Genomic DNA, 21,702 nt, shown 5'->3' with positions numbered 1-21,702 from the left:
TTGGTCCGCAACGGCACACGGCTCACCGGCCGCGGGGTCGCGCTGGTACTGCTCGGCGCACTGGCCTCCGCCGCCGCCGCCTACATCGGTGAGCTCGACCTGCTGTGGCTGACGGTGGCCTTGGTGGCGCTGCCGCTGCTGTCAGTGGTCTACCTCGTGCTCGCACGCCCTCGCGTGCGGTACGAGCGCAGCGTCGATCCGTCTCAGATCCCGGTAGGCACCACCACGCGGGTGGTGCTTCGCGTGGCGAACCAGTCGCCGGCCCAGTCCAGCGCCCTGAGGTTCGCCGACGCCGCGCCGGAACCCCTCGGCGGGGGCGCGAGCTTCCTCATCGCGCGCGGCTTCGGACGCTGGAGGCAGGCCGTCGGCTACACCGTCGAGGCCACCCGGCGGGGCCGGTTCCACCTCGGCCCGTTGCGCGGCACCGCAACCGACCCGTTCGCACTGGCCGCCCGGACCTTCACCGCGAAGGGCGACGAATCAGTGCTCCGGGTGACGCCGAAGGTGTGGCCGCTGGGAAAGCTGTCGGGAGCCGCTGGGATGGGCTCGGCGGGTGACGCCACCCCCAGCGGCTGGGGCCGGCCGGTCAGGACGACGTCCTGGTCCGCGAACACAGACACGGCGACGACATGCGCCGGGTCCACTGGAAGCTGTCCGCCAAGCAGGACGACCTCATGGTCCGGCTGGAGGAGCATCCGTGGGACCCGTCCAGCACGCTGATCGTCGACACCCGCACCGCGGCCCACTTCGGCGACGGCCCGCGCGGAAGCCTGGAGTGGGCGGTCTCGGCCGTCGCGTCGGTGGCCGCGCTTCTGACCGAGGGCAGACATCGGGTTGCGATCCTCTCGCCATCCGGCGTCGTCCACCAATCCGGACGCGCCGTCGGTGAGTCCGCCAAGCGGGCCATGATCGAGTCCCTGACGGATCTGACCGCATCGGACATCGACTGGCTCGGAGAGGCAGTCGCCGACCCGGAGGCGATGGGATCGTCGGCGGCGGTCATCGCCGTCACCGGACTGCTCAAGCCGTCCGATGCCGCGGCACTCGTCGCCGCGAGTGCCAGGGCACGCAAGCTCATCGCGCTCGTCCCTGACGCCGACGCCTGGGGCGGCGCCCCTCACCCGGAGCACGACAAGGCCTGCCGACTGTTGCTGGGCCACGGCTGGACCGTCGAGCGCTACCGGCCGGGCGAGACCGTCCCGCTGGTCTGGGAGAGGGTGTCACGGTGAGGTTCTCCTATCACCCTCTCACTAGCGTCGTCATCGCCGTGGCGGTCTGGCTGGGGCTGTTGCCGCTGCGGACGATGCTCCAGGACCACACCTTCCTCTACGAGGCGATTCTTCCGCTCGGGGTGTCGGCCGTCGTGGGGCTGGCGCTCGCGGCGCTGCGGAGTCCGCGGGCGTTGACCCTGCTGGCCCAGTTCGTCGGCGTCGCCGGGGTCGTCGCCTGGCGCGGTCTCAGCCTCGCCGAGGGGCCGGAACCCGCCGCGGCCCTTCGTGACCTGACCTTGGCTGGCACTGCGGCGATCCGTACCGGCGTTCCGCCCCTGGAGCCGCAACCCGGCCTGGCCTGGCTGATCCTGCTCCTCACCGCCACGCTGGTGCTGGTGGTGGAGTTGCTCGTCAACGGGCTGGAGCAGCCCGCATGGGCGATAGCGCCGCTGGCGCTGAGCTTCGGCATCGCCGCGCTGGTCATCCGGGAGGATCTCCCGTGGCCCCACGTCGTCCCCGCCCTGGCGGGATTCCTCATGGTCCTGGCCAGCGTCACGGGCGTCCACGGTGACGCAGTGGGGAGGGCGTCGCGGGCCACCGCGCACCACCTCTCCAGGATGGTCGCCGCTGCTGCGATCGGAGCTGCCGCGCTCGGGGTGTCCCTCGCCGCGGCACCGCTGGCGCCGCTGGGCGAGAAGCAGCCCTGGGCCGAGGCCGGCAACGACGGCCCCATCCAGCTCAGCGACCCCACGGTCCGGCTGGAGGAGGATCTCCGCCGGCCCAGCGACCGCCCCGTGCTCACCTACCGCACCGACGACGGCGAACCCATCTATCTCCGCACGGTCGCGCTGCCGGAACTCACCACCGGCGGCGCCCGGCTGCTGCCCATGCGCCTGTCCCGCTTCGGGATGGAGAACGCCTACAGCTACCCGGGCGACGAGGTCGAGGTCGAGGTGCAGATGGCCGAAGTCCCGTCGGAGTACCTCCCGGTGCCGTTCGCGGTCGACTCGATCGACGCCGCCGGGAACTGGTCCTACGACCCCGACACCATGGCGGTCGTGGCGTCCGGGCCAGAGCGCAGCCAACAGACCGTGGGACTGGAGTATTCGGTGGTCTCCACGGTCGTCAATGCCAGCCGCGACCAGATCGCTGCGGCGGAGGCCGGGGCCGACGTCGATCCGACGAACACGACGATCCCGAACGGCCTGACCCCCGGCGTCACCGAGCTCACCGCCCAGGTGGTCGCGTCGTCCACCACCGCCGGCGAGAAGGCGCTGGCCATCCAGTCGTGGCTCCGCTCGGACGCCTTCGCCTACACGCTGGACGCCCCGAGCACCACCTCCACCGACGCCATCAGCGCCTTCCTCACCGCCGATCGCGCCGGGTACTGCATCCACTTCGCCGCCGCCATGATCACGATGGCGCGGATTGAGGGCATCCCCGCACGCATGGCGGTCGGCTTCACGCCGGGCCAACAGCTCGAGGACGGGTCGTACGAAGTGACCTCCCACGACGCCCACGCCTGGCCGGAACTGTTCCTCGAACCCCTGGGATGGGTGCCGTTCGAGCCCACGCCCGCCTTTGAGGGGCCCGGTGACTACACCGACCCGGCGGACCAGGCACCGGCCGAGCCCTCCCCCGACCCCTCGGCACCCGCCGAGCCGTCAGAGCCCGCCGAACCGTCGCCGAGCCCCACCGCGTCCCCGTCGGCCCCCGCCACGCCACAGAGCGATCCGGGGTCCTCAGTGCCCGGGTGGGTGCCCGCGCTGCTCTGGACGCTGGGCGGGCTGGTGCTCCTTGGGCTGCCGGCGCTGGTACGGATCGGTCTGCGCTCGTGGCGCCTGCGAGGCGGTCAGGATCCGGGTGCGGCTGCAGACGCGGCGTGGCGCGAGGTGGAGGATCTGTTCGTCGACCACGGACGGTCCTGGCCTCACGGTTCGCCCGTCCCTGCCGCTGAGGCGGCGTCCGACGGGCTGCCCGCATCAGCGGCGTCGTCACTGATGTCGCTCGCCCACACCGTGGAGAGGAGCCGTTTCGCGCGCGCCGGGGCACCGGCCGACGACGTTGCCAGCCATGTCCGCGCCGTGCGCTCCGGTCTGGCGGAGACCACCGACCGGTGGCGGCAGTGGCGTGCGGTCCTGGTTCCGCCGTCGCTGTTCCGGCGACGGCGACCGGCTCGCCCGGGCAGTTGACTAGCCGCCTAGAATGGCAGTCAAGGCCGACGAGGGAGATCCAATGGCGCTTTCGGAGCAGGAACGCAAGCTGCTGGAGCAGCTCGAGGCGTCGCTCATGGCGGACGACCCGAAGCTCCACGACACGTTGAGCGGTTCGTCATCCATCCGGGTGCACCGGCGACGCGCCACGCTCGCCGGGCTCGGGTTCATCGCGGGTGTCGTCGTCCTGCTGGTGGGCGTCCAGATCCATCCTGCGATCAGCATCGCGGGGTTTGTGCTGATGCTGGTGGGGGCCCTCGTCGGGATCAACTCCTGGCAGCGCGTCGGCGACGACTCCGACCAGCCCGCGCGGCCCCGGTTCACTGCGCCGTCGGGCGGACCTGCCCAGACCAGCCAGGACTTCATGGACAAGCTTGAGGAGCGCTGGCGCCGACGCCAGCAGGGCGACCTCTGACCCTGCCGCGCCTCACGCGGATGCGAGGTACGGCCGCCTGGTGAGCCGCGCACGCTGTACAGCCTGGGGCCCGAAGCGCAGCACCGCCTTATCGATCGCCGCCTCCGCCTCGTCCCAGCCGTGCACGGGCTCGTCCAGCGCAGGCTGCTGGTAGGTACTGGCCTTGGCAACCAACTTCTCCACCCGCACCCCCACCCGTCGGATCCGGGCGCGCTGCAGGTTGAGTTTGCGGAACAGCCGCATCGCTTCACAGTAGATGTCGTTGGTCCGGTCGGTGAAGGCGCCGAGGGTGCCGGTGCGCGTGATCGTCGTGAAGTCGGCGAACCGCACCGAGAGTGTCACCACCTTCCCGACCATCTGCTGGGCCCGCATGCGGGCTGCGGTGCGGTCGGCCATGCGGAGGATCTCGGTGGCCACGATCGCCTCGTCGTCGGTGTCACGGCCGAAGGTCTCCTGCGAGCCGACGCTGTGCTCGGCCGGCTCGCGGGCCAGCACGGACCGGTCGTCGCGCCCCCAGGCGAGGTCGAACAGTAGCGCTCCCTGGCCGTCGCCCAGCGCGCGCTGCAGGGTCCCCCGCGGAGTGTTGGCGAGGTCCCGCACGCAGTTCAGCCCCAGCCGGTGCAGCTTCTCGGCTGTGGCCTCCCCCACGCCCCAGATCGCCTCGACGGGCAGGGGATGCAGAAACCCGATCACGTCCTGCGGCGCCACCTGCACCAGCCCGTCGGGTTTGGCTTGTTTCGACGCCAGCTTGGCGATGAACTTGCTCGGCCCCAGCCCGACCGAGCAGGCGATGCCCTGCTCGTCCATCACCTGGGCGCGGAGTTCCTGGGCCACCCGCAGCGGGTTCCCGCCCAGCCGCCGCAACGCCGTGGTGAGGTCGATGAACGCCTCGTCGATCGACGTCATCTCCACCCTGTCGGTGAGCGTGTCGAAGATCTCCGAGACCCCGGCCGACACCGCGCCGTAGTGGTCGAAGTCGGGGTGGACGACCGCCACCTGGGGGCAGAGCCGACGGGCGCGGCTGGACGGCATGCCCGCCGAGATCCCGTAGGCGCGCGCCGGGTAGTTTGCGGAGAGCACCACGCCGCGCGTGGAACCGCCCACGAACATCGGCACCTCCCGCAACTCCGGGTGACGCGCCATCTCCACAGAGGCGTAGAACGCGTCCATATCGACGTGTGCGATAACCCTCATGTCACCTTCCTGAACTTCCCGGGCTGGAGTGCCACAGCTTGCGTGGGGCCTCCGCCGCTCCTGTGCCGGCCGGCTTGATATCGGAGTACGGCGACTGCTTGAACCCGGTGGGGTGCACCAGCACCCGGCGCCGACCCATCCCGCCGGCGCGGGTGTGCTGCTGCGGGTCGGGAGGCGGCTCGTCGCCGTCGGACGGCAGCGGCGGGGCCGATTCCGGGGCCACCCACTCCCCCACCAGGCTGTATCCCTCGGGGACGTCATCCAGCACCGCGACGACCGCGGCGATGGCTTCCGCCTCGGTGGAGCCGGCGTTGAGCGCGGCGCGCCAGGTCTCGTACAGGGACCCCAGATCCCAGGCTCCGACCGCCCGGATCGAGATCCCCCGGGGTCCGGTCCGCCGCACCCGGCCGCGCACCAGCAGCAGCCATGAGGAGAACATCGTGGACGCGTAGTGCCCCTGCACGTCCTCGAAGAAGGTCGCGTCCACCGGCCCGGTGGAGTCGTCGAGGGTGAGGAAGATGACCCGCCTGCCCGACCGGATCGGCGGCGTCTGTGTGGCCACCTTGACCCCCGCCACCAGCACGTCGGCCTGGTTGCGGTGGTTGAGCAGAGTGCGGGAGCTGGTGGCGCCCAGCGCCCTCAACAGCGGCAGGTAGCGGCCCATGATGTGCTGGCTGGCGTCGAGGCCGAGGATCTCCAATTCGGCCTTCAACCGCTGGTCGTCGTCCATCTCAGGGAGTCCCGTGGCCACGACGTCGGCCGTCGGCTCGCCGTCGTCCATCCCGAAATCGAGCGCGCCCTGCACGGCCTGGGGTACGTGTCCGGGCTTCTGCCGCTGGGCGCGCGCCAACTCGCTCGGGTCGTCGCTGAACACCTCAGGCCTCCGCCCGCGCGCCCTCGCCACCGCCCGCTCGTCGGCGCGGCGCTGACGGTGCAGGTCGGCGAGCGCAAGCAGCAGGTCGCGGCGCGTGATCTGTCCCCTCCGCTGGACGGCGGCGTGGCGGCCGATCCGGTAGAGGCGGTCGAACGCGCCAGCCAGGATGAGCCGCTCCACCACCGGCTCGGCCACGCGTGCCCGGTTCCAGAAATCGCTGAGGGACGAGTACGGCTGGCAGGCGACGATCCGCTCGATCTCCTGCTCCGAGATGCCCTTGACGTCGGCCAGCGACAACCGGATCCCCCACCCCTCCACCTGCGGCAGCCCTTCACTGACCGGGTGCTCCGCTCCGAGATGCTCCGGCAGCCGCATCCCCTCCTCCACGGAGTCCAGCCGTTCGGCCCGGTACTGACCGGTGCTGCGGTTCACATCGAGGCCCAGCACCGCGAGGTTCATCCGGCGGGCCTCTTCCAGCAGCAACCGCTTCGGGTACATGCCGGGATCGTGGGTGAGGATGCCGGCGAGGAAGTGGGCCGGGTAGTGCCTCTTCAGCCACGCCGACTGGTACGTCGGCAACGCGAAGGCTGCCGCGTGCGCCTTGCAGAACCCGAAGGAGGCGAACGAGACCAGGATGTCCCAGAGCTGCTCGATGATCGGCTCCGAATACCCCCGCTGTCTCGCCAACGGCACGAACCAGTCGCGCACCTGCGCCTGGCCCTCCGCGTCGCCGAGCGCTCGACGCGCCTCGTCGCCCTGGGCGAGGGTGCACCCGGTGGCGATCGAGATGATCTGGATGACCTGCTCGTGGAAGACCACCACCCCGTAGGTCTGTTCGAGCGCCGGGATGAGGCTCGGATGCGGGTAGTCGGGGGCCTGCCACCCCTGTCTCGCCTCGAGGAACGGGGTGACCATGTCTGACTTCACCGGTCCCGGTCGAAACAGCGAGATGTCGATGATGATGTCGTCGAACGTCTCCGGGCCGAACTTCCCGACCAGCTCGCGCTGCCCGGGCGACTCGAGCTGGAAGCACCCGAGCGTCGCGCGGTGGGCGATCATGTCGTAAACGCGCTCGTCGTCGAACGGGGCCAACTCGTCGATCGCCGGCGCCGGGCCGGTCGCGTCGGTGCGTTCGATCTCCACCAACGCGTGCGCCATGGCCGACTGCATGCGGATACCGAGCACATCGAGCTTGAGCAGGCCGAGGTCCTCCACGTCGTCCTTGTCGAACTGGCTCATGGGATAGCCGCCGTAGCTCGCCTCCAGCGGCGTGCGTTGCCGGAGCGACGAGTCGCTGAGGATCACTCCGCACGGGTGGAGCGCGATGTGCCGGGGAAGGCCGTCGAGCGACTCGACGAGGCCGAACAACACATCGAGCCGCTCCTCGCCCAGCCCTGCGGCGCGCAACTCCGGCAGATCCCGCAGTGCGGCGCGCGCATCCCTGGCGCGGATGTGCGGGAAGGCCTTGGCCATGGCGTCGATCTCGACGGGGGGCAGGCTGAGCGCCGCGCCGACGTCGCGCACGGCGTGGCGTACCCGGTAGGTCTCGATCATGGCGACGCAGGCCACCCGCTGACCGCCGAATGTCTCGAGGATCTTGTCGTAGACCTCCGTGCGGCGTGCGGACTCGACATCGAGGTCGATGTCCGGCAACGCCTGCCGCAGGGGGGACAGGAAACGCTCCATGATGAGCCCGTAGCGCAGAGGATCGACCCCTGAGACGCCGAGCGCGTAGTTGACCAGGCTGCCGGCCCCCGACCCGCGGGCGGCGCAGCGAATCTGCAGGTCGTCGCGGATCATGCCGACGACATCTGCCACGGTCAGAAAATAGGACTCGAAGCCGAGCCGACCGATCACGGCGAGCTCGTCGTCGAGGCGGTCGGCCGCCTCCCGGGTGGGCGCGCCGTACCGCTGGACCAACCCCGCCTCGCAGCGGGCCCGCAGCACAGAGGCGGCTTCGGCCTCGGTGGTGCCGAGCGTCTCGAACTCGGGTAGCCGGATCTCCCCCAGCCCCACGTCGCCCACGGGATCGAGCCGGCACCGCAGGCCGAGTTCGCGGGTCGCTGCCAGCAGCGTCGTCGCGTCGTCCCTTCCACCCAGGCGGGCGGCCTCCTCCGCCACCGCCCTCATCGAATCGGTGTCCTTGAGGTAGCCCTCGGCGTTGCGGCGGTCGATGTTTCGCACGTCGAGCGGCACTAGCCGGCGCGCCGCGTCGAGCACATCGAGGGTGGCGGCCTGGCTCCGGCGCGCCATCCGCACCATGTTGGTGAGCACCACCGGCACCCCTAGGCGATCGGCCAGCCCGATCATCCCTCCGGCCTGGTGCGCCGACCCCACTGCCCGACCGCCCGTCTGGTGGTTCGTGGCGGACAGGACAAGCCCCTCGCCCAGCTCCTCGCGCCAGTCGCCAACCACCCGCGCGGCGGGCTCGGGGAGCCCCGCCGCCACGAGCTCTCCCGCCTCGGAATCAGCCCCGAGCAGCACCACCACGTCGCGTCCAGCGCAGTGGCGGGCGATCATCTCCAGGGTCGCCACCGGATCGGACCGGTCGCCCGAGAGCTGCGCCGATGTGACCAGTTCGCACAGCGTGCCCCACCCGGAACGGGAGGTGGCCAGCACCGTCACCCTCGGCAACCGCTCGTCGCGGAGCTGCCCACCGCGCGCAGCAGCGGGACGGCGTGGGGCGCTCCACCCGTCGGGACGCACCGCCAGGTCCGCCCCGACGATGGGCGCCACCCCTGCCCGGAGGCAGGCCTTGGCGAACCTCACCGCACCGTAGAGACCTCCCCTGTCGGTGAGGGCAAGCGCGTCCAGACCGAGCCGTGCCGCCTCGCCGACGAGCGAGCCCGGGTGCGCTGCTCCGTACTGGAAGGAGTATCCGGAGGCGACCCGCAAATGGATGAACGGGTCCATCACGACGCCTCCGAAACGGCCCTCGCCTGTCGACGGAGCCACGCATACACCAGCGTCAGGAACTGCTGCGCGTCGCGCACCAGGTCCGCCGCATCCCGTTCCGTCACCTGAGCGGTAGCACCGGCCTGCACAGCGAGCGCCCGGGGGCCGATCGCGAGAAAGAAACCCGCCCACTCTGTGAACTCGGGGCTACGCGTGCCAGCAGCGGCCACACCGTCTGCCGGGAGCTCGGCCCCGGCAGCCCGGACACCACCGACAACGCCACCTGCTCGGCCGCCCTGTACGCCGTGAGGTACCTCTCGGCGGGAGAATCGATCAGGTCCGCCTCGTACGCGAGCACCCGGGCCCTGGTCAGAATGAGGTCGATCATCAGTCAAGCACCGCCTGCAGCACCCAGTCCTCGGCATCGACGGTGCGGGCCAGCTCGTACACGCCCCGGTGAGCACCGTTGCCCGCTTCGACGCGCCACACCTCCCGCTCGCGTACCAGGTCACCCTGGGTTGAGGCGACCTCCTCCCCGCGTGCCGCCCGCGCCTGCTGCCCCAGCCACCAGGGCATGGCGCGGCTCCAGCGTCCCTGCACCTCCTTGACCAGCAGCAGCCGGTCGCGCCAGATGAACTGGCGCGGCTCCTCTCGGAACAGGACGTGGATGGGTTCGTCGTAAGCGCGCATGGCTACCTCCCGGGGATCGCGGACACTGAAAAGTTGAATCGACCCGGGAAGCCCAGGCTCGGCGCAGGGGTCGAAGCTACGCCGGGCCTGGGCGGCCCCATTTCCGAGCGCTTGTGCAACCAGAGCTTCCCCGAACTAATCGCACAAGCGTTCGGAGAAGTAACTATACGACCCCTCACCGACAAAACGTCAAGGTCTGCGAGAAGAGCTTCGCGAACACCGGGATGGCCGGAACTGGTTTCCGAAGAATCCTTAGCCGCCTGAACCGCCCCTTCGGGTGATGAGAGCTCTCTTGAAGGGTCTCAACTGTCGTGTCGCCAGCCACCTACTGCCAGCTCTGCGACCCTGCCAGGCCTGACTTGGCTCATTTAGTGCCCATCGTTCGGGGCCGTCGAGCGGGCTATCGGCGCTGGTGGATCCGATCCAAGAGTTGGGTGACGTTGTCGGGTAGGGGGTCTTCGGCGGTGACGGTCTGGTCGTCTGCCTGGATGTCGCTGGTCCGGTAGCGCCGCAGCGTCTTCACAAGTTGCTTGATGCTCACGCCGGTCGATGTTTCGAGCCATCGGGCGACGGCCAGGGCGGCGAACACGATGGTCAGCTACGCCTCGATCGAGTCGCGCTTGTGGTGGTAGATCGGCCTCGCCCGGAGGTCCGACTTGGACATCCGCAAACGACTTCTCGACCTGCCAGAGCTGGTGATAGGCGCCGATCACCATCTCCGCGGTCGGGTCGGGCAGGTTCGTGATGTAGCCCTTCCACCCGGCCAGCGTGCGGGCCTTAGCCTCCAACTCGAGGTTGATGCTCTTCTTCCCGCCGTCGAGGCGGACGAACCGGTTGCGTTTGACCCACCTGCAAGAATCAGCTCAACTTCGACGCCACCGGCGCCGACCAGCCCCACACCGGCCCGTCATGAAAGATCGAGGCTAAATCAGGCCTCAATTGTGGAACTGCTCTGATAATGTCTCCCTCAACGTGAGTGAGGTTGATGATGACCGTTCGATCCCCCAGAATTTTGCTAGCTGTCGGAGTGGCTGCCCTACTGACAGCGATTGCGCCTCAGCCCGTTTGGGCAGAGAGCGAGATAGAGGACCGCTCAGCCACGCCGCTAGCGCTCGCCAATCCCCAGGTTTAGGATGATCTATTGGAATCTCTCCCAGCCTCAATCTTGGAAAATAATTCCATCTGGGTAGACCCGAGTATCCCTCCGGGTACAGCCTTCTTGATTCTCCATCCGGACGGACGCATGACTGTTGCCGAGGGTCAAACTGAACGCCAACAAGCAGATGCAGCGAAGGTGCTTGAGGCGCAACGCTTGGCCACCTGCTACACCAATGTTGCTGTTCCATCACGCACAACCATAGAGCGGTCGGCGAGTGGTTGCCCTGCCATCATTGGGACTACTCCGGACACCATGATCACGTACACGGTAGCGAGAGATCAGTATTCAAACAGTTTTGTTTCTTGGGTTCCATGGTCGTTTAAGAAGACCAGAGTCTATCCCAATCCACCTCCTTCGAACTTCTATTATTGGCGGTACACCGGTCAGTGGAATCCGAATCGGCGGGGCAAATAACATGTCGGTCCGAGTCCCGTGGGGAGCGGTCGCAGCCTACCCAGAGATCAAGTTTACCAATGGGGGGTACATCGGATGGGCCGGAAGTTTCCATGTCTGAGACGAAGGGCGCAGCCAAAAGATTGCGGGTTGCAATTGCAGGTGCCGCGGCAGGGCTAGCGGCTATGGGCCTGAGGTTATGGCAGGCCTCATTGCAGGGCGGGCCTTGGTGGGTCGCTGCTGACTTGATTGTTGGCACCCTCGTGACCATCGGCATCGCGACGGCCGCAGTGCTTCTTGGCCGGACGGCGTTTCCTCCCGGCGGCCGTCACGGCACCCGTACAACGTTCCTGGCCGGGCTCGGGTGCGTGGCCGCTGTGGCGCTCATTCGCTGGCTCTCCTTCGCGAGCAGCGGCACCAGCCCGATCCCCGGAGATGGATCCGTTTCCCTCATCCTTGATGTTCTGCTCACCTTGGTTGGGTGGTCGGGGGCATTCCTCATTGCGCTTGCGGGTGCCGATTGGTTCGGCGGACGCAGCGGACGCGGATCGCTAGATGTGCCGTCACAACGAGGGGCAGGAAGCGCGGATGCCCCAGGGTGGAGGCAGTAGGCGGGCGGCTGGCAAGGTAGCCAGCCGCCCGCCGGACAGCCCGGCCGGTCCATCGTCAGCTGGAGCGACGACCCTATCGGGGCTATTCACAGAAGTGAGTGGATCAGGGGTCTCAACCCGCCGGCGTCGAGTAGGCACCGAGCGACGTAGTTGACGATACTGCGGAACCCGCGGGCGGTCCCGCGGAGGTGTTCCAGAAGGCCATTCACGGCCTCGGTGGGACCATGCGATGTCCCGGGGTGATCGAAGAACGCCAGAATGTCATCGCGGCGACGCTTCATCGTCTGCCCCAGCGACTGCAGCTCATCGAGGCCAGTCGGGACACCGCTCTGGATGCTGGTGATCAGCCGGGTCATGATCTTCTTCCCCTCGGCCGGCTGGTCGGCTTGGTGGGCATCGATCACGTCCTGGTAGACGCTCCAGGTGACCTCGAACGCGACATGCCGCTCGTCAGCGAACACCTTCGCGAGCCGATGCTGCTGCTTCTCGGTCAGCAGCCCAGCCCTGCCACTAAGTCTGACGCGCGACAGAAGAGCCCGTTTTGTGAGAAAACTCCCACAAAGGCCTCACACGGACCTCACGAGCCTTCGGAAGTCTTCTCGTAACGCGCAGTTCACCAACGACGCCGAGGAGACACATCATGGACGAGACCACCCCCATCCGGGTCCTGCTCTACAGCCACGATTCCCAGGGGCTCGGCCACGTGCGCCGCAACCTCGCGATCGCGCACCACCTCGCCCGCGTCATCCCCGAGGAGACCGGCCGCCCCGTCTCGGGCCTCTTGGTCTCGGGCCTCCCGCGCGCCAGCCGCTTCCCCCTCCCGCAGGGCTTCGACTGGCTGACCATCCCCGGCATCGCCAAGGGCGAGGACGGCTACCACGCCCGCTTCCTCGGGACCGCCACCAAGGACCTCATCAACCTGCGCTCCTCCGTGCTCGAGGCGACGCTGCTCGGCTTCATGCCCGATCTCGTCATCATCGACCGCCACATCTACGGCGTCCGCAAGGAACTCCGTCGCCCGCTGCGCCGCCTGCGCGAGGCCAAGCCCGAGGCCCGGGTCGTCCTCGGCCTGCGCGAGGTGCTCGACGAACCTGAGGTCGTCGCCGCCGAGTGGAAGCGCCTCAAGAACCCCATGAAGTTGCGCGAACTCGTCGACGAGGTGTGGATCTACGGAGACCGCGCCGTGCACGACCCGATCGCCACCGGCGAGGCCCCGCCCGCCCTCATCGACCGCCTCCGCTTCACCGGCTACCTCGCCTCCGGCCGCGCCGACGCCCCCGCCGGCGAGGAGGGCCTGGCCGAGAACCCGCCGTTCATCCTCACCACCACCGGTGGCGGTTCCGACGGCATGGACCTCCTCCGCGCCGCCGTCGCCATCGACGTGCCCGAGGGCCACCAGCACCTCGTCGTCACCGGCCCGCAGCTGGGCGAGGACGAGGTGGCGGAGATCCAGGCGCTGGCCGGCGAGCGCACCGTCGTGCACGCCGCGCTGCCCGGCCTCGTCGAGCACATCGAGAACGCCTCGGCCGTCATCGCCATGGGTGGCTACAACACGGTGTGCGAGATCCTCGCCACCGACACCCCCGGCCTCATCGTCCCGCGCGAGGTGCCCCGCCTCGAGCAGCTCATCCGGGCCCGCGCCATGGAGCGCGCCGGTGCCATGGAGCTCATGCGCGCCGACGACGTCACCACCGACGCCCTGAGCGCCTGGGTGGCCGACGCCGTCAACCGTCGCGCCGACCGCTCGCACGTCGAGCGCGACGGGCTCGACGTCACCGCCCACTACGCCGCCGAACTCCTTCAGCGCGCGTCCGTCCGCGAACTCGTAGGAGCATCCGCATGAGCCGCATCGGCTACGTCCTCAAGGTCTACCCCCGGTTCTCCGAGACCTTCATCGTCACGGAGATCCTGGCCCGCGAGGCCCACGGCGACGACATCTCCATCTACGCGCTGCGCCCCACCACCGACGCGCGCTTCCACCCCGAGATCGCCCGCGTGAAGGGCGGCGTCACGTGGATCAGCCGCTACCCCAAGGGCGCCGACCTCTGGGCCCGCATCGCCGACGCCGTCACCGACGAGGCCATGCGCGAGCGCTTCGCCGCGATCCTCCCCGAACTCGCCACCCTCCCCGGCGACGAGGTGGCCCAGGGCGTCGAGCTGGCGCAGGCCGTCGCGGCCGACGGCATCACGCACCTCCACGCGCACTTCGCCACCCTCGCGGGGCGGATGGCGTGGATCGCCTCGAAGCTCACCGGCGTGCCGTACACGATGACGACCCACGCGAAGGACATCTACCACGAGTCCGTCGACGCCGCGTGGCTGCGCCGCCTGTGCGCCGACGCCGACCGCGTCATCGCGATCAGCCGCTTCAACGACGCCTACCTCGCGGGCGTGCTGGAGGGCACCGACTCCCGGGTGTCGCTGCAGTACAACGCGCTCGAACTCGACCGCTTCCCGTACCGCGAGCCGGCCTCGGCCGGTGAGGTGCTGCGCGTGTCCGCCGTCGGGCGGCTCGTCCCGAAGAAGGGCTTCGGCGACCTCATCTCCGCCGCCGCGCTCCTGCGCGACGCCGGCGTGCCCGTCGACGTCACGATCGCCGGCGACGGCGACCTCACGGCCCAGCTGAACGCCCAGATCGCGTCGCTCGATCTGTCCGACAATGTACGACTCATTGGGCCCCAGACCCAGAGCGAGATCCGCGTCCTCATCGCCGGCTCCGACGTCTTCGCGGCACCCTGCGTGCCTGGCGAAGACGGCAACATCGACGGCCTCCCCACCGTCGTGCTGGAGTCGATGGCCATCGGCACCCCCGTCATCGGCACCGCCGTGACGGGCCTGCCCGAGGTGATCCTCGACGGCGAGACCGGCGTCCTGCTCGAGCCAGGCGACGTCGACGGTCTGGCCGCTGCGCTCAAGGCCTTCGCCGACGGCTCGGTGCCGGCCCAGGCCATGGCCGCCAACGCGCGCGCCCTCATCGAGGACCAGTTCGACAGCCGCCGCCAGGCCGCCACCCTCAGCGCATGGCAGACCGGAGCAAGCCCCCGCTCCCTGAGCGTCGCCGGCGAGGAACGCACTTCGTCGCACGGCTCCTTCGTCGCCGCACGCTCAGCAACCGCCAGCGACGACGAAGGGCGTCGTGAACTGCAGGAGGTCCAGGCATGAGGATCGCGTACGTCTCCGTCGACCCCGGCATCCCCGTCTTCGGCACCAAGGGCGCCTCGGTGCACATCCAAGAGGTCGTCCGCGAGCTCATTGCGCGCGGCCACGACGTCACCGTCTACGCCACCCGCATCGGCGACGACGTCCCCGCCGACCTCGCCGACCTCCGCGTCGTGCCCGTCAAGGTGGCCAAGGGCGACCCCGCGGCCCGCGAGCGCGCCCAGCAGGACGCCTCCGCCGAGATGGTCACCCGGATCCTCGCCGACGGTGCCGACCTCGTCTACGAGCGTTACTCCCTCTTCAGCACCGTGCTGGCCCGCGTCACCGCGGCCAGCGACGCCGTCGGCGTCCTCGAGGTGAACGCCCCGCTGATCGACGAGCAGAAGAAGCACCGCGACATGGTGGACGAGAACGGCGCATGGGCCGCGCTCCGCGCCCAGGTGCACGCCGCCGCGGCCACCATCTGCGTCTCCGACCCGGTCTCCGCCTGGGTGCGCCGCCACACCGACGGCGACCGCGTCCACACCGTCGCCAACGGCGTCAGCGTCACCCGCATCCTGCCGCAGCCTGAGGACGACGACGTCGTGGTGACGTTCGTCGGCACCCTCAAGCCGTGGCACGGCACCTCAGTGCTGATCGACGCCGCCGGCATGGCCCGCGAGCCGTGGACCGTGCGCGTCGTCGGCGACGGCCCCGAGCGGGCCGCGCTCGAGGCGCAGGCCGCCCGACTGGGCGTCGACGTCGACTTCCGCGGCGCCGTCGCCCCCGAGGAGATGCCCGCGCACCTGGCCGGCTCGGCCATCGGCGTGGCGCCCTACCCGGCCTCCGTCGAGGACGGCGACCAGTACTTCTCCCCGCTGAAGGTCTACGAGTACCTCGCCGCCGGCCTGCCCGTGGTGGCGTCGTCGGTGGGCCAGCTCCCGGGGATCATCACCGACGAGGGCGTCCTGGTGGCGCCGTCGGACCCCGCCGCGCTGGCCCGCGCGCTCGACCGCTTGGCCGCCGATCCGGAGTCGCGCCGCGCGATGGGCGCGAAGGCCCGCGAGCGCGCGGTGTCGGACCACAGCTGGTCTGGCGTCGTGGACAGCATCCTGGGGTTGGCTCTGTCTGAGGGCGACGGAGGCCCTTCGTCCCCGCTGGCTCCTTCGTCGCCGGCGAGGCTCAGGGACCAGCACGATGGCTGACCGCTTGAAGCTCGACACCAACGCGCTGGCCCGCACGCTGCGGCTGGTGCAGCCGGACCTGCAGCCCCACAAGAAGCTGATGCTCGGCGGCACGGGCGTGCTGCTCCTAGAGGTCGTGTTCCGCGTGCTGGAGCCGTGGCCGATGAAGATCGTCATCGACGCCGTCTCCGCCTCGCTCGGCGCCGACCTCGCGACGAACCAGGCGCCCGCCACCCTCAGCCTGCTTGTGTGGTGCGGCGTCGCGCTCGTGGTGATCGTCGGGCTACGTGCGCTCAGCAACTACCTCGCCACCGTCGCGTTCGCGCTCGTCGGCTCCCGCGTCGCCACCGCGCTGCGCGCCCGCGTGTTCCGGCACGTGCAGGGCCTGTCGCAGCAGTTCCACTCCCGCAACCGCTCTGCGGACACCGTCCAGCGCATCGTCTCCGACGTCGGCCGCCTGCAGGAGGTCGCGGTCACCGCCGGCCTGCCGCTGCTGGCCAACATGCTCACGCTCGTCGTGATGCTGATCGTGATGATCTTGCTCGATCCGCTGCTGAGCCTCGTGGTGGTCGTCGCGATGCTGCTGTTCTTCGCCGGGTCCGCCGGCACGTCCAAGAAGATCGCCGTCGCCTCCCGCAAGACCCGCAAGGGCGAGGGCCAGCTGGCCAACACGGCGCAGGAGTCGCTGAGCTCCATCAAGATCGTCCAGGCCTACGGACTCGAGGACACCATCGCGGACCGCTTCTCGTCGGCCAACAACCGCTCGCTCAAGGAGGGCGTGAAGTCGCGCCGCCTCGCCGCCGGACTGGAGCGCCGCACCGATCTCATCGTCGGCATCGCCACCGCCGTCGTGCTGGTGGGCGGCGGCCTGCGCGTCATGGAGGGCTCCATGACGCCCGGCGACCTCGTGCTGTTCACCACCTACCTGCGCACCACCATGAAGCCGCTGCGCGACATGGCCAAGTACACCGGCCGCATCGCCCGCGCCAGCGCGTCGGGTGAGCGCGTCGCCGACCTCATGGATGTCGACGCCGAGGTGCGCACCCCCAACCGCGCCGTCCGCCCCCAGAAGCTGCTCGGTTGGGTGCGCTTCGACTCGGTGCTGGCCGGCTACGGCAAGGAGATCGTCCTGCGGGGCGTCACGCTGACCGCCCGCCCCGGCGAGATGATCGCGATCATCGGGCCGTCGGGGTCCGGCAAGTCCACCATGACGTCGCTGCTGGTCCGCTCGCTCGATCCAAAGCTCGGCGAGGTGACCCTCGACGGCCACCCGCTGCGCGAGCTCGACCTCGCGTACCTGCGCGCCAACGTCTCGCTCCTGCACCAGGAGGCGGTGCTGTTCACCGGGACGCTGCGCGAGAACATCCGCTACGGCCGCCAGGATGCCACCGACGAGGAGGTGGAGGCAGCCGCGCAGGCCGCCCACGCCCACGACTTCATCATGGCCCTCCCGGAGGGCTACGACACCGTGGTCGGGGAGCGCGGCGGCACCCTCTCGGGCGGCCAGCGCCAGCGCGTCGCCATCGCCCGCGCCCTGCTGCGCGACGCCCCCGTCGTCGTGCTCGACGAAGCCACCACCGGCCTCGACCCGGAGGCCGCCGTCGTGGTGCTCGACGCCATCGGCCGCCTCGTCCAGGGCCGCACGACGCTGGCCGTCACACACGACGTCGAGATGGCCATGCGCGCTGACCGCGTCGTCTGGCTGGAGGACGGCCGCATCCTGCGCGACGGCCCGCCCGCCCAACTGCTCGCCGAGGATCCCGTCTTCCGCGACTGGGTGGAGGCCAGCGGCCGCACGCCCGACGAGATCAGGAGGGGACGATGAGACAGCTCGTCGACGCCCTGCTCGACCCGGTGATCCTGGCCGAGCTGACCGGGCGCACCGTCGTCGCCGACCGGATCCGGATCAAGGCGAAGAACTCCGTGGTGCTCGCGCTGCGCGACGCCGAGACCGGGCAGCCCGACGGCTGGGCCCGGGTGCTGTGGCCGATCACGCAGGACAAGGCGTCCAAGGTGGTGGAGCGCGCCCAGCGTCGCGGTCAGCGGATCCAGACCCGCCCGCTGCACGCCGGCTTGATGATGCAGTGGGGCGAGCTCGCCTCGGACCCGCAGCTCGCGGCGGTTTATCGCGTCGCGCTCAAGGAGGGCCTGATCGAGGCCGGCGACCAAGTGCTGCGGTACAACCCGCTGCGCCGGCTGGTCGTGCGCCACGGCGACACGACGGTGCGGCTGTCGACCCAGGCCAACCCCGTGGCGCTGCCTCTCGACTGGGCGCTCATCGAGGACGGCGTGCCGCTGCCCGGGCGGCTCGATTCCGGCGCGCACCCCCAGATCGCGGTGCAGCGCTTCGTCGGCGACACCGACCTCGAGGACACCCGCGACCTCGCCGCCACCCGCACGGTCGGCGCTGCGCTGGCCACACTGCATCGCGCTGAGGTGCCCAACGCGCTGCGCGGCTGGCTGTCCAGCCGCGAGCCCGACCCCCGCGAGCAGGGCGCCGCGCACGTCGAACTGCTGAGCCTGCTCGACGACGACCTCGCCGCCCGCATGGCGTCGCTCGCCGATCAGACCGCCCGACGGTGGGACCAAGTGCGCACCGACACGCGGTTGGTCGTGCACGGCGACGCCTCGCCCGACCAAATGCTGCTCGACTCGGCCACCGGCCGCGTGTGGGTCACTGACCTGGAGCGCGCCTGCCTGGCCGACCCCGCCGTCGACCTGGGGTCATACCTGGCCAACTGCTCCGACGACGAGGGCGCCGCGCTGCTCGCCGGCTACACGGCCGCCGGGGGAGCGCTCCCGGCGTCGCGCCTGCTGGACGCGGCACGGTCCCGGGCGATCCTGCTGGCCGCCGCTGACCCGATCCGTCGCGCGGAACCCGAGTGGCGCGAGCACGTCTCGCAGCGCCTCGACGCCCTCGAGGGGACCCTCCGATGAGCCGGCCCCTGAGCGCGAGCGCAGCGAGCGACGAAGGGCCCCCGCAGCGTGCGAGCGATCGGTCCCTGAGAGCGAGCGCAGCCGTCGATCGTTCCCTGAGCGTGAGCGCTCGCGCGAACGACGAAGGGCCCCCGAGGCATGCAGGCGAACCGTCCCCACGTCGTGCTGCCGATCGCTCCCTGAACGAACCGGCGACGAAAAATCAGGCGCGCCGCGCGGCCCCCAGCCCCGTCATGCAAACACTGTGTGCAACAGACGGAATTCGGCGCGCGTGGCCGTCCCCAGACGGTAGCCTGAGCGTCGAACTCATCGACGAGTCCCACAATCTCCGCGCGGGGCGCATCGAGGTGAGCGGGATCCTTGCCTTGACCCCCATGGACAAGGATCGCAAGCTCCCTGCGCTCGGCGCGGGCCTACCTCTGGTGGTCCATCGCCTGCACAAGCGGGCGGTCGCGCTGACGCCGGATCGGGCGATCAAGATCCTGCGTCCGGGGCGTGCGCCTCGGGTCGCAGCCGCCTCGACCGCTGTCGCCGTCGCGTGCGCCGCTGCCGGCTTCGGCGCCGCCGAGGTCCTCTCCTCCACGGATGATGTCGTCGAGTTCTCCCTGCTTCCGGGTACTACGTTGTACGACCTCGGACGAGCAGGGGCACAAGGCGAGTCCTCGGACGGGCTAGGGAGCCCCTTCCCTTCGACAAGTTCGCTCGTTCCTCGCGAACGCTCAGGGCGACGCGTCGTCGCTGGCTCGTCCCTCGCCGGCGACGCTCAGGGAGCGATGGAGGGATGGCGAGCGCTCGCCGACGGCTGGCCCGACTTCGCCCGCACGACCCTCGAGCTGCCCGCGCACACCTCGGGCGACGAGATCGAGGTGCTGCGCACCTGGTACGGCCATGCCCTGCGGTTCGGCTCACTCGACCGGCTCGACGAACTGGGCGCCGCCGTCGACGAGGCGTGCGAGGCGCTCGCCGAAACCCCCGACCCCGCCGTCACCCTCCACCGCGACCTCCACGACAAGCAGGCGCTCTGGGACGGCACCCAGATCCACCTCCTCGACCTCGACACCGCCGCCCGCGGCGAGGCCGCACTCGACCTCGCCAACCTGCTCGTCCACGTCGAGCTGCGCGCGATGCAGGGCGTGCTCGATCGAGCCGACGACATCGCCGCCATCCTGATGGGCGCCGTCGACAAGCTCGAGATCTCGGCGCAGCGGCTCGCCGCCTACGCCCAGGCCAGCCGGCTCCGGCTCGCCTTCCTCTATTCGTTCCGCCCGGCGTCCGCGCCGTGGCTCGGCGCCTGGACCGACCAGGCCCTGACCAGAAAGTGATACCCATGCGCATTTCAGTGATCGGTTGCGGTTACCTCGGCGCCGTGCACGCCGCCTGCATGGCCGAGCTCGGCCACGAGGTGATCGGCGTCGACGTCGACCCCGCCAAGATCGAGTACCTGCGTCGCGGCGAGGCCCCGTTCTTCGAGCCCGGCCTGCCCGAGCTGCTGGAGAGCGCGATGGCCACGGGCCGGCTGCGCTTCGAGGAGGCGCCCGCGCTCGAGGAACTCGCCGACGTCAACGTGCACTTCATCGCCGTCGGCACGCCCCAGAAGGACGACACCGGCGCCGCGGATCTCACTTACGTGACGTCGGCCGTCGCGCTGCTCCTGGAGGCGATCCCGGAGGGGTCGCACCCGGTGGTGGTCGGCAAGTCGACGGTCCCCGTCGGCACCGCGGAGGCGCTGGCCGAGATCCTCGAGGCGCGCGGCATCACGCTCGTCTGGAACCCCGAGTTCCTCCGCGAGGGGTTCGCGGTGCAGGACACGCTCAGCCCGGACCGCATCGTCTACGGCGTCTCCAACGATCCCGAGCACGCGCAGCGCGGCCGCGCGGCCCTCGACGAGGTGTACGCGAGCCTGCTGGCGTCGGGCATCCCGCAGATCGTCACGACCTACCCGACCGCCGAACTCGTCAAGGTGGCGGCCAACTCCTTCCTGGCCACCAAGATCTCGTTCATCAACGCGATGGCCGAGCTGTGTGAGGCGACCGGCGGCGACGTCGCGGACCTCGCGGAGGCCATCGGCCACGACGACCGGATCGGCAAGAAGTTCCTGCGCGCTGGCGTCGGCTTCGGCGGTGGCTGCCTGCCGAAGGACATTCGCGCGTTCATGGCGCGCGCGGAGGAGCTCGGTGTCGCGGACGCTGTGGCGTTCCTCAACGAGGTGGACGCGATCAACCTGCGTCGTCGCGACCGGGTCGTCGACCTGGCCACCAAGGCGCTCGACGGCGACGTCACCGGCCGCCGGATCACCGTGCTCGGTGCCGCGTTCAAGCCCAACAGCGACGACGTGCGTGACTCGCCCGCCCTGGACGTGGCGCGCCGCCTGGCCGACATGGGCGCCGCGGTCACGGTGACCGACCCGGAGGCGCTGCCGACCGTGCGTCGCGTCGCGCCCGGGCTGCCGCTGGAGCCCGACACCCAGGTCGCGCTCGAGGGCGCGGACCTCGTCGTCCTGCTGACCGAGTGGCGCGAGTACGTGGACCTGGATCCGGCCTCGGTGCGGACCCTTGTGGCGCGCCCGGTGCTCATCGACGGCCGCAACGCGATCGACCCCGCCCATTGGCGCGAGGCAGGCTGGACCTACACCGGCCTCGGCCGCCCCGCTGCTCCCTGAGGAGGTCGCCATGCCGAGTCATCGCTCCCTGAGGAGGTCGCCACGCCGAGCTTGCGAGGCCGGGCGGCCGTCTCGAAGGGTAACGGCCGCGACCTCGGTCGCCGCCCTTGACCCCGACTCGGGGCGGCG

Annotated in this window: 16 protein-coding genes and 2 pseudogenes; 11 read left to right on the top strand and 7 right to left on the bottom strand. The window is 70.2% G+C overall.

Features of this window, described 5'->3' with window-relative positions; all coding sequences use genetic code 11:
- The 4 genes from RPIT_RS03925 to RPIT_RS03910 are packed head-to-tail and all read left to right on the top strand — an operon-like array spanning nt 1 to nt 3,839.
- Entirely contained in the window at nt 1-720 is a 720-nt protein-coding gene (locus RPIT_RS03925; protein WP_077340860.1) for a hypothetical protein, read from the top strand.
- Nucleotides 630-1,229 (top strand): DUF58 domain-containing protein, encoded by a 600-nt coding sequence (locus RPIT_RS03920; RefSeq protein ID WP_077340848.1) that lies wholly within the window; start codon nt 630-632, stop codon nt 1,227-1,229. Before RPIT_RS03925 ends, RPIT_RS03920 begins: the two co-directional genes overlap by 91 nt.
- Nucleotides 1,226-3,403, top strand: a complete 2,178-nt coding sequence (locus tag RPIT_RS03915; RefSeq protein WP_077340846.1) for a transglutaminase TgpA family protein — start codon at nt 1,226-1,228, stop codon at nt 3,401-3,403. Before RPIT_RS03920 ends, RPIT_RS03915 begins: the two co-directional genes overlap by 4 nt.
- Before the next feature lie 43 nt (nt 3,404-3,446).
- Nucleotides 3,447-3,839: a DUF3040 domain-containing protein gene (locus tag RPIT_RS03910; RefSeq protein ID WP_162274485.1), complete on the top strand. Its 393-nt coding sequence runs from the start codon at nt 3,447-3,449 to the stop codon at nt 3,837-3,839.
- A 12-nt stretch (nt 3,840-3,851) separates the two neighbouring features.
- On the opposite strand, the gene dinB is transcribed toward RPIT_RS03910, so the two are convergent.
- The 7 genes and pseudogenes from dinB to RPIT_RS03880 all read right to left on the bottom strand — a co-directional run.
- Nucleotides 3,852-5,033, bottom strand: a complete 1,182-nt coding sequence (dinB, locus tag RPIT_RS03905) for a DNA polymerase IV (RefSeq protein ID WP_077340842.1) — start codon at nt 5,031-5,033, stop codon at nt 3,852-3,854.
- A 1-nt stretch (nt 5,034) separates the two neighbouring features.
- Nucleotides 5,035-8,820: a DNA polymerase III subunit alpha gene (locus tag RPIT_RS03900; RefSeq protein WP_218121514.1), complete on the bottom strand. Its 3,786-nt coding sequence runs from the start codon at nt 8,818-8,820 to the stop codon at nt 5,035-5,037.
- Entirely contained in the window at nt 8,820-8,951 is a 132-nt protein-coding gene (locus RPIT_RS16090) for a hypothetical protein (protein ID WP_418361368.1), read from the bottom strand. Before RPIT_RS16090 ends, RPIT_RS03900 begins: the two co-directional genes overlap by 1 nt.
- Complete coding sequence (locus RPIT_RS15575; protein ID WP_077340840.1) at nt 8,924-9,190, bottom strand: hypothetical protein; 267 nt, start codon at nt 9,188-9,190, stop codon at nt 8,924-8,926. Before RPIT_RS15575 ends, RPIT_RS16090 begins: the two co-directional genes overlap by 28 nt.
- Nucleotides 9,190-9,492 (bottom strand): DUF6504 family protein, encoded by a 303-nt coding sequence (locus RPIT_RS03890; protein ID WP_077340838.1) that lies wholly within the window; start codon nt 9,490-9,492, stop codon nt 9,190-9,192. Before RPIT_RS03890 ends, RPIT_RS15575 begins: the two co-directional genes overlap by 1 nt.
- A 400-nt stretch (nt 9,493-9,892) precedes the next feature.
- Nucleotides 9,893-10,337: pseudogene (locus tag RPIT_RS15570) on the bottom strand (IS1634 family transposase); the annotation flags it as partial.
- 1,404 nt (nt 10,338-11,741) lie between these two features.
- A pseudogene (locus tag RPIT_RS03880) lies at nt 11,742-12,158 on the bottom strand (transposase); the annotation flags it as partial.
- 137 nt (nt 12,159-12,295) lie between these two features.
- Between RPIT_RS03880 and RPIT_RS03875 the strand changes: the two are divergent.
- The 7 genes from RPIT_RS03875 (at nt 12,296) to RPIT_RS03845 (ending at nt 21,573) form a co-directional block, all read left to right on the top strand.
- A complete protein-coding gene (locus RPIT_RS03875) occupies nt 12,296-13,498 on the top strand; it encodes a glycosyltransferase family protein (RefSeq protein ID WP_077340834.1) in 1,203 nt (400 codons plus the stop codon).
- A complete protein-coding gene (locus RPIT_RS03870; RefSeq protein WP_077340832.1) occupies nt 13,495-14,817 on the top strand; it encodes a glycosyltransferase family 4 protein in 1,323 nt (440 codons plus the stop codon). The genes RPIT_RS03875 and RPIT_RS03870 overlap by 4 nt, the downstream gene beginning before the upstream one ends.
- Nucleotides 14,814-15,998, top strand: coding sequence for a glycosyltransferase family 4 protein (locus RPIT_RS03865; protein WP_077340831.1), 1,185 nt, complete (start codon nt 14,814-14,816; stop codon nt 15,996-15,998). Before RPIT_RS03870 ends, RPIT_RS03865 begins: the two co-directional genes overlap by 4 nt.
- Nucleotides 15,991-17,802: an ABC transporter ATP-binding protein gene (locus tag RPIT_RS03860; protein ID WP_077340829.1), complete on the top strand. Its 1,812-nt coding sequence runs from the start codon at nt 15,991-15,993 to the stop codon at nt 17,800-17,802. The genes RPIT_RS03865 and RPIT_RS03860 overlap by 8 nt, the downstream gene beginning before the upstream one ends.
- Entirely contained in the window at nt 17,799-18,914 is a 1,116-nt protein-coding gene (locus RPIT_RS03855) for an aminoglycoside phosphotransferase family protein (RefSeq protein ID WP_077340827.1), read from the top strand. Before RPIT_RS03860 ends, RPIT_RS03855 begins: the two co-directional genes overlap by 4 nt.
- A 374-nt stretch (nt 18,915-19,288) precedes the next feature.
- Nucleotides 19,289-20,236 carry a phosphotransferase family protein gene (locus tag RPIT_RS03850; protein ID WP_077340825.1) on the top strand — a complete coding sequence of 316 codons (948 nt, stop codon included), beginning with the start codon at nt 19,289-19,291 and terminating at the stop codon, nt 20,234-20,236.
- A 5-nt stretch (nt 20,237-20,241) separates the two neighbouring features.
- The gene (locus tag RPIT_RS03845; RefSeq protein ID WP_077340823.1) at nt 20,242-21,573 is read left to right on the top strand and encodes a UDP-glucose dehydrogenase family protein; all 1,332 of its coding nucleotides are present in this window, start codon (nt 20,242-20,244) and stop codon (nt 21,571-21,573) included.
- Nucleotides 21,574-21,702: the final 129 nt, after the last annotated feature.

The sequence above is a fragment of the Tessaracoccus flavus genome, from assembly GCF_001997295.1.
GTDB lineage: Bacteria > Actinomycetota > Actinomycetes > Propionibacteriales > Propionibacteriaceae > Arachnia > Arachnia flava.
This window is presented reverse-complemented; position numbering and strand designations above follow the sequence as displayed.

Excerpts from the sequence above, each read along its gene's own strand:
- RPIT_RS03875 (WP_077340834.1), top strand. The coding sequence starts at position 12,296 with ATGGACGAGACCACCCCCATCCGGGTCCTGCTCTACAGCCACGATTCC.
- RPIT_RS03920 (WP_077340848.1), top strand. The coding sequence starts at position 630 with ATGCGCCGGGTCCACTGGAAGCTGTCCGCCAAGCAGGACGACCTCATG.
- RPIT_RS03910 (WP_162274485.1), top strand. The coding sequence starts at position 3,447 with ATGGCGCTTTCGGAGCAGGAACGCAAGCTGCTGGAGCAGCTCGAGGCG.
- RPIT_RS03855 (WP_077340827.1), top strand. The coding sequence starts at position 17,799 with ATGAGACAGCTCGTCGACGCCCTGCTCGACCCGGTGATCCTGGCCGAG.
- RPIT_RS03870 (WP_077340832.1), top strand. The coding sequence starts at position 13,495 with ATGAGCCGCATCGGCTACGTCCTCAAGGTCTACCCCCGGTTCTCCGAG.
- RPIT_RS03890 (WP_077340838.1), bottom strand. The coding sequence starts at position 9,492 with ATGCGCGCTTACGACGAACCCATCCACGTCCTGTTCCGAGAGGAGCCG.
- RPIT_RS03845 (WP_077340823.1), top strand. The coding sequence starts at position 20,242 with ATGCGCATTTCAGTGATCGGTTGCGGTTACCTCGGCGCCGTGCACGCC.
- RPIT_RS03865 (WP_077340831.1), top strand. The coding sequence starts at position 14,814 with ATGAGGATCGCGTACGTCTCCGTCGACCCCGGCATCCCCGTCTTCGGC.
- RPIT_RS03850 (WP_077340825.1), top strand. The coding sequence starts at position 19,289 with ATGGACAAGGATCGCAAGCTCCCTGCGCTCGGCGCGGGCCTACCTCTG.
- RPIT_RS03860 (WP_077340829.1), top strand. The coding sequence starts at position 15,991 with ATGGCTGACCGCTTGAAGCTCGACACCAACGCGCTGGCCCGCACGCTG.
- RPIT_RS03900 (WP_218121514.1), bottom strand. The coding sequence starts at position 8,820 with ATGGACCCGTTCATCCATTTGCGGGTCGCCTCCGGATACTCCTTCCAG.
- RPIT_RS15575 (WP_077340840.1), bottom strand. The coding sequence starts at position 9,190 with ATGATCGACCTCATTCTGACCAGGGCCCGGGTGCTCGCGTACGAGGCG.
- dinB (WP_077340842.1), bottom strand. The coding sequence starts at position 5,033 with ATGAGGGTTATCGCACACGTCGATATGGACGCGTTCTACGCCTCTGTG.